11 protein-coding genes are annotated in these 12503 nt (G+C 59.3%); 2 read left to right on the top strand and 9 right to left on the bottom strand.

Translation table 11 applies throughout. From position 1 onward, the window contains the following. Window positions 1-13 precede the first annotated feature (13 nt). The 8 genes from ACI77D_RS17830 to ACI77D_RS17865 form a co-directional block, all read right to left on the bottom strand. Complete coding sequence (locus tag ACI77D_RS17830) at window positions 14-3649, bottom strand: transporter substrate-binding domain-containing protein (protein ID WP_407017148.1); 3636 nt, start codon at window positions 3647-3649, stop codon at window positions 14-16. Window positions 3650-3657: 8 nt separating this feature from the next. Next, window positions 3658-4284, bottom strand: a complete 627-nt coding sequence (locus ACI77D_RS17835; RefSeq protein ID WP_064451555.1) for a response regulator transcription factor — start codon at window positions 4282-4284, stop codon at window positions 3658-3660. A 256-nt stretch (window positions 4285-4540) separates the two neighbouring features. Continuing rightward, the gene (locus tag ACI77D_RS17840) at window positions 4541-4936 is read right to left on the bottom strand and encodes a response regulator (RefSeq protein ID WP_064451556.1); all 396 of its coding nucleotides are present in this window, start codon (window positions 4934-4936) and stop codon (window positions 4541-4543) included. Window positions 4937-5093: 157 nt separating this feature from the next. Then, window positions 5094-6425: a deoxyguanosinetriphosphate triphosphohydrolase gene (locus ACI77D_RS17845; protein ID WP_407017149.1), complete on the bottom strand. Its 1332-nt coding sequence runs from the start codon at window positions 6423-6425 to the stop codon at window positions 5094-5096. A gap of 71 nt (window positions 6426-6496) precedes the next feature. After that, window positions 6497-7660: an EAL domain-containing protein gene (locus ACI77D_RS17850; protein ID WP_064451558.1), complete on the bottom strand. Its 1164-nt coding sequence runs from the start codon at window positions 7658-7660 to the stop codon at window positions 6497-6499. Window positions 7661-7752: 92 nt separating this feature from the next. Further along, a complete protein-coding gene (locus ACI77D_RS17855; protein ID WP_064451559.1) occupies window positions 7753-8094 on the bottom strand; it encodes a hypothetical protein in 342 nt (113 codons plus the stop codon). Next, a complete protein-coding gene (locus ACI77D_RS17860) occupies window positions 8091-8477 on the bottom strand; it encodes a phage holin family protein (RefSeq protein WP_407017150.1) in 387 nt (128 codons plus the stop codon). The genes ACI77D_RS17855 and ACI77D_RS17860 overlap by 4 nt, the downstream gene beginning before the upstream one ends. A gap of 4 nt (window positions 8478-8481) precedes the next feature. Then, a complete protein-coding gene (locus ACI77D_RS17865; protein WP_053255177.1) occupies window positions 8482-8796 on the bottom strand; it encodes a YqjD family protein in 315 nt (104 codons plus the stop codon). Between the two features lie 347 nt (window positions 8797-9143). On the opposite strand from ACI77D_RS17865, the gene ACI77D_RS17870 reads away from it, so the two are divergent. Then, complete coding sequence (locus tag ACI77D_RS17870) at window positions 9144-10352, top strand: ammonium transporter (protein ID WP_407017151.1); 1209 nt, start codon at window positions 9144-9146, stop codon at window positions 10350-10352. Here the strand turns inward: ACI77D_RS17870 and ACI77D_RS17875 are convergent. Continuing rightward, entirely contained in the window at window positions 10339-12063 is a 1725-nt protein-coding gene (locus tag ACI77D_RS17875) for a cation:proton antiporter (protein WP_407017152.1), read from the bottom strand. The genes ACI77D_RS17870 and ACI77D_RS17875 overlap by 14 nt on opposite strands. A gap of 146 nt (window positions 12064-12209) precedes the next feature. On the opposite strand from ACI77D_RS17875, the gene ACI77D_RS17880 reads away from it, so the two are divergent. Beyond that, window positions 12210-12446 carry a glutaredoxin family protein gene (locus ACI77D_RS17880; RefSeq protein ID WP_407017153.1) on the top strand — a complete coding sequence of 79 codons (237 nt, stop codon included), beginning with the start codon at window positions 12210-12212 and terminating at the stop codon, window positions 12444-12446. The last annotated feature ends 57 nt before the right edge of the window (window positions 12447-12503 follow it).

Raw genomic sequence — 12503 nt, forward strand, 5'->3', positions numbered from 1 at the left:
GGGCTGGCCTCGGTTATTGGCTGTCCAGCTTATGGAGCTGCACTTGCAGTGTCCTCTCCAGTTCCAGCATGAGTTTTTCCAGGAACTTCACCTCGGCCTCGATCAGGGGGCGATCATCGCTATGGGCGCACGCCTGCTCCAGTGCTTCGCATTGCGCGGCCAGTGAGCATGCCTGGACGATGCGCGCGGCGCCCTTGATCTTGTGAGCTTGCTCAATGATTTCGTGGGGCGGCGCCTGTCTGGCCATCAAGGTCAGCAGGTCCTGGCGGTCATGACGACTGCTGTCCAACAGTTCCTCCAGCAAGCGCCGGCTCAATTGCGGATCGCCCCCGGTCAGTGCATCCAGGCAGTCGAGGTCCAGGCGCAGGACCGCCGATTGAGGTCTGATCCGCGCCAGTTGCTGCTCCAGCGCCGTAAGACTGATGGGTTTGAACAGGCAGTCGTTCATGCCCGCTTGCGCGCAGCGATGTTTCTCCTCGGGCTGGGCATTGGCGGTGAAGCCGAGTATCACACAGGGTGCCTGTTGCTCTCGCTGCTCATATTCACGGATTGAGCGACTCAACTCATAGCCATTCATGACGGGCATGTTGCAGTCGGCTATCACCAGGTCGAAGCGCTCCTGACGCCAGGCCAGAAACCCGGCGGCACCCTGCTGGGCAGCCGTGAACTGATGCCCCAGATAACCCAATTGCTGGCACATCAGCAAGCGATTGGCCGGGTGGTCGTCCACCACCAGTACATTGAGTACCGGCGCGGCAGCGGGCGGCTGTGACTTGAGTTCGTCCTGTACCTCGCTTGGCTGCAGGCACGTCATCTTCAGGCTGACCTGTACTTGAGTGCCCACCATGGGCACGCTGCTCAGGCTCAGTTGCCCCCCCATCATTTCGCACAGGCTGCGGCAGATCACCAGCCCCAGGCCGGCTCCACTCCTGGCCAGGTGTCCGGAGTTGTCGGCCTGGGCAAAGGGTTCGAACAGGCGCAATTGGTCGTCCCGGCTGATGCCGATGCCCGTGTCCTCGACCACCAGTTTCATCTGGATCTCGTTCGGCAGTGTGGTGGCTTGCACCTGCACCTTGATCTTCACCTGTCCGTGCTCGGTGAATTTGATCGCGTTGCTGACCAGATTGGACAGCACCTGCTTGAAGCGCAGCGGGTCGATCAGCACGGCGGTGTCGTCCAGATCCGTGTCGAATTCAAGCAACAGGCTGAGGGTTTTCTGGCGGGCCAGGCCATCGAAAACGCGTACCACCGACTCGATCACTTCCCGCAGATTTACGCGCTCAGGTGCAAGGCTCAGGCGGCCTGACTCGATGCGAGCAATGTCGAGGATATCGCCAATCAGCTCCAGCAGATCCTTGGCCGAGTTGTAGGCCACTTCGATAGCCGGGCGATCAAGATGGCCCTGGTCGGCGCGCTTGAGGGTCAGTTCCAACATCCCGATCACCGCATTCATCGGCGTGCGAATTTCATGGCTCATGGTGGCGAGAAAGGTGCTTTTGGCCCGGTTGGCCTCGTCGGCGCGTTCCTTGGCGGCGCGCAGTTCGTCGAACAGTTGGCGCCGGTCACTGATGTCGATCCAACCGCCGATAATGCCCTGAACTTCGCCGTCCGAGTCGCGATAGGGAAGAATCCAATGGTAGATCGTCAGTTTTTTTCCGTGAATATGCAGGGAGCGATCGAGGATCAGCGGGTTACCTTCCGCTACCACCCGTTGGTAGTCGGCGTGGTACTGCGCCGCCTCCGACTCCAGAGCCATGTCCATTTGGACCACACTCTTGCCAATCACCTCTTCGCGTTTGACTCCGAACACTTGCAGGTAACTGTCATTGCAGGTTTGCAGCAGGCCCTTACGGTCGCGTACGTAAATCGGGTGCGGCGTTTCATTGACCAGTGCGCGCATGAACTCGAATTGGTCGTTGAGTGCCCGTTCGGCCATCTTCCGGTGTTTGATCTGGCGGCGCATGTAGGCGTTCCAGGTCAGGGAAATCAGCAGCAGCAACCCAGTACCGATGATGATTTGCGCAATCAACTCGTGGTAATTGCGCCAGTAGCTGTCAGAGGCGGGTGTGTAACCCCGCCAGCGGCTGTTGATCACCCCCATTTCATCCGGGGAAATACTCAGCAGTGCCTTGTCCAGGATTGAACTCAGCTCGACGGCGCGGCGTGGTGTCGCAAGGGCTAAAGTGGCTGGAAGGGTGCCGATGCTGGCGCTGATCTGTAATTTGTCCTGGAAAACCTGGGAGGACAGAAAGTAGTTGGCGATTACCAATGAGTTCACCGCACCGTCTACATTCCCTTGGGCCAGCATTTCTGATGCCTTGAAGGTGTCACTGACTTCCGCCAGGCGAATCTTGGGGAATTCCTTTTGCAGGATTTTTTCCAACGGGTTGCCTACAGTGATTGCCAGGCGTTTGCCCGCCATCTGCTCCAGGCTCGAGGGTGCGTTGGGCTCCTTGCGAGTCAGCAGGACATAGGAGTTTTCCAGGTAGGGACGACTGAAACTGAGCTGAGCCTCCCGCTCGGCGCTGGGGATGATCGCGCCGATGACGTCGGCCTTACCCGAGATGACCCGCTCTATCATCGCGTTGACCTCGCGACTGCTCTGGATTTCGAAACGCAAGCCGGTACGCAGGCGAGTCAGTTCCAGCAGGTCGGCGGTGATGCCGCGAAAGTTGCCGTCGGCATCAAAGAACGTCAGCGGCGCGAAGGTCTCATTGACCACGACTTTGACTACCGGGTGCTCTTTCAACCAGCGCGCTTCGCGTTGGGTCAGTTGCAGTTTCTTGTCGGTCAGCAAGATATCGCTGCCGGCGCTCCAGCGCTTGGCGATGCTGTCCCGCTCATTGATGGGAACGGCCGCCAGTACCGAATCGACAATGCTTAGCAAAATGGGCTGGTCCTGACGCAGCGCAAAGCTGAAACCATAGGCTTCATGCTTGCCGAAATTGGCCATGCGAACGTTCTTCAGGTAGCCCTTGTTGATCATGTAATGGGTGGAGATGGTGTCGCCCAGAAACACATCGGCCTGATCAAAGGCCACTGCATTCAAGGCGTTTTGATACGAGGGAAAGGCGCGGATATCCGCCTGCGGGTACAACTTTTCCACTTCGCTCAGCGGCAGGTAATGGTAGACGAGGCTCAAGCGCAGCCCGGCCAGGCCATCGCTCAAACTGCGCGTTTCCCTTTCGCGGGTCACCAGCACCGGCTGATCCACCGCGTACGGCTGTGACAGGATGAGATTCGGGTTGGCGGCCTCAAAGCCGTTGGAAGAACCCAGCAGGTCAATTTCACCTGTTTCCAGAGCGCGGATCGATGCTTCCCGCGTTGGGTAGCGCACTACCTTGATGGGCAGGGCCATGGCTTTGGCCAATAGCCCGGCGTAATCGGCGGTCAGGCCCTCATAGTCGTGGCCGCTGGAGGTCAGGTCGAAGGGTGGGTAGTCAGGTGCCGAGGTGCCCAGCACCAGTTCGCGTTTGTTCTGCAACCACTGGCGCTGAGCCTTGTCCAGTTGAGTATCCATTTGAACGGTACCCGCGCGGCTCAATAAGGTGAAGTGTTCCGGACCGGGTTGAGGGGTCGCGGGCACAGTAGTGCTCAAGCACATACTGGCAATTAATACAATCAGATAGTCCTTTATACGCCTGGGCATCCGCTTTCTCACACTAGCGCGTTTCGTTTTGCCATCTCGATAAGTTCTACCAAGGATTTGGCTTTAAGTTTTTGCATCAGCCTTTTTTTGTAAGTACTTACTGTCTTGTTACTTAGAAACATACCTTTGGCGATTTCTTTGTTGGTGCGGCCCTGTGCGAAAAGTTGCAACACCATCAGTTCCCGGTCGTTTACCGCCTTGAACAGTTCAAGTTCCAGGCCGTCCTTGCCGTCGGCGCCATTGCTATTCAATGCCTGGCTGGGAAAGTAGTTGTAACCGGACAGCACCGCGCGAATGGCACTCAGCAGTTCGCTCAGGTCACCCTCCTTGCACACATAGCCATCTGCGCCCGAGCGCATGCAACGCGTGGCAAACAACGTCGGGCTCTGGGCGGTCAGAATCAGGGTTTTCATGGAGGTGTTCATGGCGTTGAATCGGCACAGCACTTCGAGGCCGTCCAGTTTCGGGATGCTGATATCCAGAATGATCAGGTCCGGCAGGCATTCGCGAACCATTTGTATCGCGTCACAACCGTTGTCCGTTTCGCCAACGACTTTATAACCTTCGTGCTCCAACAACATACGAATCGCCAACCTGATAACCGGGTGGTCATCAATGATAAAAACTGTGTTCATAATCATATTCCATGCAAGTGCAAATAAAGCGGGCACATTAGCTCAGAAGATGACGGAGTAGGATGAGCCTTTGGGGGAGTAGATATAAAACAGGAGAATTCCTACATAAAAAAAGGTAGTTGCCTACCCTCCATTAAGGCTTTGCGCCGTCGGATGTAAGCAATGTTTGAATCAGTGTGCTGATGGACGGAGCTACAGATTCAGCGCTGGTTTTCAGACGCTCATCCGTCGCTGAAGAGCGTTTAAAGTCCGGTATTTATAGTGGGCTTATTGGCGCGATCAACGCTGCAAGTTCGTCTTTATTCAGAGGCTTCAATAAATAGCCAAGGAGTGGCAGGCCGCGTTGCAAGGCTTGTGTTGTCAGGGTGGACAGTTCCGTCGCCGGCAGCCCGCTCAGTAGAATGGCGCCGCTTATGAAGTGGCGGCGGCTGGCAATTTCCACCAGTTCCAGCCCTGGCAGATCAGGCAGGCATTGGTCGCACAGCATGAGGTCAAACGGAGTCGTGGCGCTGGACATCGTGCGGATGGCCTGTTCGGCATTTTCTGCAAGGGTCACGTGCTCGAAGCCGAAGCTTTTGAGCAGGCACTGAGTGGCCAGGAGCTGAAAGGGATGATCCTCCACCAACAGGATTCGAAGACGGGGTAGGGGCATAGAAGGCACATGGCTCATTCAGAGGGGGCGCGGGCGTAGCAAGTCCGCCAGAAGCGTGCGCGATTATTCCTCGAGTGGGTGTGCGAATTCGATCAGGCCGCTCTGTTCCCGTCGTAGGTAAAATCTGTACGGGAAGCAGGCGGCGCGACCATCATCTTCACTGCGGGCTGGAACGCCCGGTCATCTCCCGTGCCATCTCGGTGGCATAGCTGTCTGTCATGCCCGCGATAAAGTCGATCATGCGCAAAAACGAAGTGTGCAGCGACCAGGCTGGATTTGGCGCGCTGTTGCCCAGCAAGTCGAGGATGCGCCGGTTCTTGAACGACGGCGTGCGTCCCCCATGCTGCTCCAGTGCGGCACCGCAAAAGGCGTTCAAGAGGATTTCCAAAGTCGTGTAGGCGCCGATTTCGTGCAGGGTCTTGCGCTTGTCCTGGAAGATTTTTTTACGCGCCATGTCCTTGGCATCCAGTACGCAGCGCTTGGCGGGGCCGTGCATGTGCTCCACGAGGTCACCCGGCAGCGTACCGGCGAGCAAGGCGTCCTGTTGTTCGACAAAGGCCCGAGCGGCTGCATTGGTCAGATGCTCGATCGCCTTACCGCGCAGGATCGCCAGCTTTCGCCGACGAGAGTCCTCCGGGCCCAGTTGCCGGTAAGTCTGGGGCAAATCGTCACCCACCAGGTCGAGCAACAACGACTCCACCTCGGCATATTCCAGCAATTCCATTTCCAGGCCGTCTTCGAGGTCGATCAAGGCGTAGCAGATATCGTCTGCCGCCTCCATCAGGTAGACCAACGGATGACGGGCCCAGCGTTGTTCTTCCAACTGCGGCAGGCCGAGTTTGTGGGCGATCTGCTCAAGGATTGGCAGCTCGCTCTGATAACAGCCGAACTTATGTTTCTTGTAGCCCAATGAGTCCGCGTGGCGGGCGGTCCATGGGTATTTCAAATAAGTGCCGAGGGTGGCATAGGTCAGCCGTGTGCCGCCGTCGAACTGGTGGTATTCCAGCTGGGTCAGTACCCGAAAACCCTGGGCATTGCCTTCGAAATTGAGGAAGTCATTGCGCTCGGCAGTGCTCATGTCATCCAGCCAGCCGCGCCCGGCCGCCTGTTGGAACCAGTGGCGAATGGCGTCTTCACCGGAATGCCCGAACGGCGGGTTGCCGATGTCATGGGCCAGGCAGGCCGATTGCACCACCATGCCCAGGTCGTTCGGCTCACACCAGTCGGGCAGGGCGCTGCGCAGGGTTTCGCCCACGCGCATACCGAGAGAGCGGCCGACGCAGCTGACTTCCAGGGAGTGGGTCAGGCGGGTATGGATATGGTCATTGCTCGATACCGGGTGCACTTGGGTCTTGCGGCCAAGTCGGCGGAATGCGCCGGAGAAAATAATACGGTCGTGGTCTTTGTGAAACGGGCTGCGGCCGAGTTCTTCGGGGCTGTGCAGGGGCTTTCCAAGACGTTCGCGTGTCAGCAGGGTGGGCCAATCCAAGGCGGGTACTCTCCGTACGGTGAATGACCCTCCCAGCTTCCCGGTTCAGCGGGGCCTCGGCAAGCGAAAATCTACAGGCCGGCCGCATCGATATCGATTAACAGCAAGCGCTGGCCGTTATCGAAGAATTGTCCGGCGGTCAGGCAATACTGGTTGGTGGTGGCGTCGCGGTAGGTCGACGAGAGCGTCAGGCGTCGCTCCTCCCAGCCTTCGGCGAGCAGATGATAGAAGTAGGGGCGCCACGACCAGTTGTGGCCCAGGTAGCGGCTGTCCGCCTGCCAGGCATCCTGGCGCCATTCGAAGTTGGGTGTGAGTTGGGTGCCATGGCGGTCGCACTGGTAAAAGCGCAGCAGCCAGGGGAAGTCCGGCAATTGGGGTAATTGATTCAGAGGCGCCCGGCACTGTGCCCAGGTTTGCAGGATTCGCATCAGCTCGACCAATTGCAGACGCAACTGCATCAAGCGGCCCCGCTCTGCGAGTTTGTGCTGGACGTAAACCGTACGCAGTTGGGCAAATCGCGTTACGAAGGCATCCGCTGCAAACCATTCCAGCTGCGCCTGAGCAAACAGGTAACCTTGCACATACCGCGCCCCGCATTCCAGGGCGAAACTCAATTGCGCCTCGGTTTCCACGCCTTCGGCGATAATCCAGCACCCGGTTTTTTCCGCCATCTGCGCCAACGCCCTTACCACGTCACTGCTCGGCCCGCCTTTAGCGGCTTCCTGGAACAGGCGCATGTCCAGCTTGAGAATATCCGGTTGCAGCGCCAGAACGCGGTCGAGCTGGGAATAGCCGGCGCCGAAGTCATCAATGGCGATCCGCGCACCGGCGTTGCGATAACGCACCACCACGTCGGCCAGGCGCTGGATGTCGCCTCCCAACTCGGTGATTTCAAACACGATGCGCCGCGGATCGATACCGTAGGCGTGCACCTGTTTCAAACTGGGCAAGGCTTGGCCAGGGCGCAGGCGATTGATCCAGCGTGGCGAGATGTTCAGGCTGAGAAACCAGTCTTCGGGCGCTTCATGGAGGCGACTTAAAGCATTGTCACGGATTTGTCGGTCAAGGCGGCGCAAGGTTACGCCGGGTGTCCGCGGGTCAGCAAACAGCGGGCCCACGGACAGCAAGCGGCCATCAGCCTGGCGCAGGCGGCCGAGGGCCTCTACACCGGCAATGCGCCCGGTGGCGGTGTCGATGAACGGCTGGAAGCAGGCGAGCGGTTGCCCGTCGATCACGGGGCCTCCTTAAGAGAGCTGGCAAAAAAAGGCCCGGCCCTCATGTTCGAGGGCCGGGCCGATTCTGTTTGCAAGAATGCAGCCAGCGCGGTTCAGCCTTTACGCGAAGCCCCTTGCATGGCCAATTTAATCAGCGGGATCAAACCGGCGCCCAGCCGCACCAAGCGTGTCAGGCTGCTGATGCTGCCGCCCTTGGCGCCCTTGCCGGTAAAAAAGCCCATCAGTGTCACCGCGGCCACGCCCCACAGTGGCGCGTGCTTGATGCCCAGGCTGTCCTGCCAGTTATGGCGCATGTCGCGCATTTTGTTCAGGGGGGCCATCAGTTGCTGGGACTCGTGGCGGATTTCCTGGCGGTGCATTTCCATGCGCAGGCGAATCAACGCCTTGCGCATTTCGCGGCGGGAAGCGGTTTGCGGGATTTCAGTCATGCTCATGGCAGCAGGCGCTCCCGGTCGTTGGCCAGTTCTTCAAGGGTGGCATGGAACGGCGTGGACTCATCGAATATCGCCGCCTTCAAGCGCACTCCGCAGAACACTGCGGCCAGGGAATAGAACACGCACAGGCTAATGATCCCGGTGAGACGGTAAGTGTCCCACACCAGAATCATCACCAGCGCCGACAGCCCCACCAACAGCAGCAGGGCAAACACCAGCGCCAGGCCTGCGAACAGCAACAGGCTCACCGTGCGCGATTTCTGCTCTTGCAACTCGATGCCAAATAACTCGACGTGGCTGTGCAGCAAGCCCAGAACGGCCGCGCCCAGGCGTCGGGAAGTGGAGCTTGAGCTCGTGGACGAGCCGGATTCGCCGATAGACATAATGTTAGCGCCTTGTAGCCAGCAGACCGATCAGAAAACCAACGCCGGCGGCAATGCCCACCGACTGCCAAGGGTTGGCCTGCACGTAATCTTCCGTTGCAGTGACCGCCGCCGCGCCGCGTTCGCGCAGGGAGTCTTCGGTCAGTTGCAGGGTTTCGCGGGCCTTGAGCAAGCTGTCGTGGATCTTGGTACGCAGCTCATCGGCCTGATCACCGGCCAGCACGGCGGTGTCGTCGAGCAACTTTTCAGTGTCACTGACCAGGGTTTGAAAATCCGCCATCAGTATCTCTTGAGCAGTCTTTGCAGTTCTTCTGGCCATGGTTATCTCCGTGATTGGCTGATCTGTACGTGTGGTTTCGAGTCACAGGCTTCTGTGAAGGTTCACTTCAATTGTCTGGTACAGCTTTTGCTTTGCCTTGGTGCGCATGCCCCGGGGCGTGCGCTGAATCTGGGCGGCCTGAGGCTAATGCCTTGAAAAACCTTACCCTAAATAACTCAAACTCGCGGAAAAACCCTGTCGGTAATGGCTTGTTGTGGTGTTCGCTGCGCTAAAGCGGTTCACGCCCTCTGACGAGGTGCGGGGCCGGCGGTGCCAATTTAGTGCGCGAAACCCTGGCTTGAACCGCTTTGGTGCTTTTTGCCCTTAACGCAGGCCTGCCAACCTCCATGGAAAATTTGCAAAGTGCAGTGGACACGTTAGTCCACAGCTCCAACACCCTGTTTATTTTGATTGGCGCGGTCATGGTCCTGGCCATGCACGCCGGTTTTGCGTTCCTGGAAGTCGGCACCGTGCGCCAGAAAAACCAGGTCAACGCCCTGTCGAAGATCCTCAGCGACTTCGCCATCTCGACCTTGGCTTATTTCTTTATAGGCTACTGGATCTCCTACGGTGTGAGCTTTATGCAGCCGGCGGCGGTGATCAGTGCCGATCACGGCTACGGCCTGGTGAAGTTTTTCTTCCTGCTGACCTTTGCGGCGGCGATCCCGGCGATTATTTCCGGAGGCATTGCCGAGCGCGCAAAGTTCGCGCCTCAGCTGTGTGCCACCGCGCTGATCGTGGCGTTTATCTACCCGTTTTTCGAGGGCATGGTGTGGAACGGCAATTTCGGCCTGCAAGCCTGGTTGCTCGCCACCTTTGGTGCCAGCTTCCATGACTTCGCCGGTTCCGTGGTGGTGCACGCCATGGGCGGTTGGCTGGCGCTGGCGGCGGTGCTGCTCTTGGGCCCGCGTAACGGGCGCTATCGAGAAGGGCGTCTGGTGGCATTCGCGCCGTCGAGCATTCCCTTCCTGGCGTTGGGGGCGTGGATCCTGATCGTTGGCTGGTTCGGCTTTAACGTGATGAGCGCGCAGACCTTGAATGGCGTCAGCGGCCTCGTCGCCGTCAACTCGCTGATGGCCATGGTTGGCGGCACCGTTGCTGCCCTGGTGATCGGCCGCAATGACCCTGGCTTCCTGCATAACGGTCCGCTGGCCGGGCTGGTGGCGATCTGCGCCGGGTCCGACTTGATGCACCCTGTGGGCGCACTGGTCACCGGTGTCGTCGCCGGTGCTTTGTTCGTGTGGTTCTTCATCGCCGCCCAGGATCGCTGGAAAATCGATGACGTGCTGGGTGTGTGGCCATTGCATGGTTTGTGCGGCGTGTGGGGCGGTATCGCATGCGGCCTGTTCGGCCAGACCGCTCTTGGCGGCTTGGGCGGCGTGAGCCTGATCAGCCAGTTGATCGGCACCGCGCTGGGGGTGGCGGTGGCGCTGGTCGGCGGCCTGTTGGTGTACGGCGTGATCAAGCGCGTGCACGGGCTGCGCTTGAGCCAGGAACAGGAGTACTACGGCGCGGACCTGTCGATCCACAAGATCGGCGCGGTCAGTCAGGATTGATCGGCTCGTCGGTTCGCGGGTAGAAACCGTGCAATAGGCGATAGCGGTTACGCCGCACCTCGTCGACCCGCGCCTGCACCTGTTCGTCCGAAAGCCCGAGCAGGATCAAGGCGTGGGAGGCGAGCATCAGGCTCGACTCCAGCAGTTCGGGCACCACTTCGCTGGCGCCTGCGGCTTTCAGTTCAGCCAACTGGCTGTCGTCACGGGTGCGCACCAGAATCGGCACGTCCGGATTGATCCGGCGTGCCTCCGTCAATACCAATAGGGCGACATCGCTGTTATCCACCGCGATCACCACTAACCGTGCGCGTTCCAGGCCGACCGCACTCAGCAGGGCACCACGGCGACAGTCACCGTAGTGCACGCTGCTGTCGTCCGTGGCGGCTTGCTGCACCTGCGCCGGATCATCATCCAGTGCGATGAACGCCTGTTGCTCGCGGTGCAGAAAGCGCCCGATGGATTGTCCGACGCGGCCATACCCGCAAATCACCACATGGCCGCTCAATTGGGCGTTGAGCGCGGTGATTGCTTCCAGTTGCACCTGCTGGTTGGGCTTGCGGTGCAGGCGCAGGGCAATCGTCGGCGCAGCGCGCAGTAACAGCGGGGTCAGCAGCATCGAGCAGAAGGTGGCAGCGAGCAGCAGGCCGTTGAACGCTTCGGGTATCAACCGGCTGTGTTGCATTTGCGCCATCAGCGCAAAACAGAACTCGCCGCCCTGAGCCAGGGCCAGGCCGCTGCGCCAGGCCGTTTCACGGTCGCTGCCGCGCAGTTTGACCAAGGCCGCGACCACCGAGGCCTTGATCAGCATCAGTGCGAGGGTCAAGCCGAGGATCAGCAGGCTATGGCTGACGAACAGCTGCAGGTCGATGAGCATGCCGATGCTGACAAAAAACAGCCCCAGCAGGATGTCGCGAAACGGCCGGATGTCGGCTTCGATCTGATGCCGGTAATGGCTTTCGCCCAACAGCATGCCCGCCAGGAAAGCGCCGAGGGCCGGGGAGAGCCCCAGTAAGTGAGTGAGCCAGGCAGTCAGCAATACGATCACCAGGGCCAACAACACAAACAGCTCCGCTGAATGGGACGCCGCGACTTCGTGAAACAGGCGTGGCAATAACCAGAGACTGGCGAACAGCAGGCCGACGAACAACAGCACGGTTTTACCCAACGTCAGCGGCAACGCCCAGTACCAGGCCTGGTCGCTGTTACCGGCAAACACCGGCACCAAGGTGAGCAGCAGCACTGCCACCACATCTTGGAACAGCAGCACGCCAATCGCATTCTGGCCATGGCTGCTGAAAATTTCCCCGAGGCTGGTCAGCTCCTTGCTGACGATGGCCGTGGAGGACAACGCCAGCCCGGCGCCCAGCAACAGGGCGACGCCTGGCGCCAGACCGAACCCCATCAGCAGGCCTCCCAGCAGCACACCGCAGCCCAGTACCTGCAAGCTGCCCAGCCCGAATACCACGCTGCGCAACGCGAACATCTTGGTGAGGGAAAATTCCAACCCAAGGGAAAACAGCAGGAATACCACCCCCAACTCGGCGAGGTCAGGCAGGTCTTCACTGTCATTCACCCAGTCCAGCGCGGTGGGCCCCACGGCCAGGCCCACGCACAGATAGCCGAGCACGGGCGGCAATCGTAGCCGGCGAAACAGCGCAATCACCACCAGGGATGAAGCCAGAATGATCAGCAGGTTGGCGAACACGTGCATCTCCATTGCGGGGTGAGCGGGCAAAAAGCTGCGAGGATCGCTGACTCAGTGATAGGCCATGGTGATCTGGATCAGGGATTGTGGGCTGTTGGCCGTATCGGGGTGAGCATAGAATAGTGACCTACTTCCTATCAGGTCACTTTGTCATGACTCCTGAATGTCAGTTGTTCACCACACTGGGCTGCCATCTGTGTGAGCTCGCCGAAGAAGAAGTCATGCCGCTGGTCGAACACGGTTTGATGGTCGAGCTGGTCGATATTGCCGACTCCGAAGCCCTGTTCGAGACCTACGGCCTGCGTATTCCGGTGCTTCGGCGGGTGGATACAGGGGCTGAATTGGGCTGGCCGTTCGACACGGAACAAGTGGTCTCGTTTCTGCTTTAGGAAGAGGCCGAACGACCCACCGATTTTTTGCTACCCCCGCCAGTGGGAACTCAAAAA

Origin of the sequence: Pseudomonas sp. O39 (assembly GCF_045447295.1) — a bacterium.
GTDB lineage: Bacteria > Pseudomonadota > Gammaproteobacteria > Pseudomonadales > Pseudomonadaceae > Aquipseudomonas > Aquipseudomonas antarctica_A.

Coding starts and splice junctions, on each gene's coding strand:
- ACI77D_RS17870 (WP_407017151.1), top strand. CDS start 9,144: ATGGAAAATTTGCAAAGTGCAGTGGACACGTTAGTCCACAGCTCCAAC.
- ACI77D_RS17835 (WP_064451555.1), bottom strand. CDS start 4,284: ATGAACACAGTTTTTATCATTGATGACCACCCGGTTATCAGGTTGGCG.
- ACI77D_RS17880 (WP_407017153.1), top strand. CDS start 12,210: ATGACTCCTGAATGTCAGTTGTTCACCACACTGGGCTGCCATCTGTGT.
- ACI77D_RS17830 (WP_407017148.1), bottom strand. CDS start 3,649: ATGCCCAGGCGTATAAAGGACTATCTGATTGTATTAATTGCCAGTATG.
- ACI77D_RS17860 (WP_407017150.1), bottom strand. CDS start 8,477: ATGTCTATCGGCGAATCCGGCTCGTCCACGAGCTCAAGCTCCACTTCC.
- ACI77D_RS17865 (WP_053255177.1), bottom strand. CDS start 8,796: ATGGCCAGAAGAACTGCAAAGACTGCTCAAGAGATACTGATGGCGGAT.
- ACI77D_RS17875 (WP_407017152.1), bottom strand. CDS start 12,063: ATGCACGTGTTCGCCAACCTGCTGATCATTCTGGCTTCATCCCTGGTG.
- ACI77D_RS17840 (WP_064451556.1), bottom strand. CDS start 4,936: ATGCCCCTACCCCGTCTTCGAATCCTGTTGGTGGAGGATCATCCCTTT.
- ACI77D_RS17855 (WP_064451559.1), bottom strand. CDS start 8,094: ATGAGCATGACTGAAATCCCGCAAACCGCTTCCCGCCGCGAAATGCGC.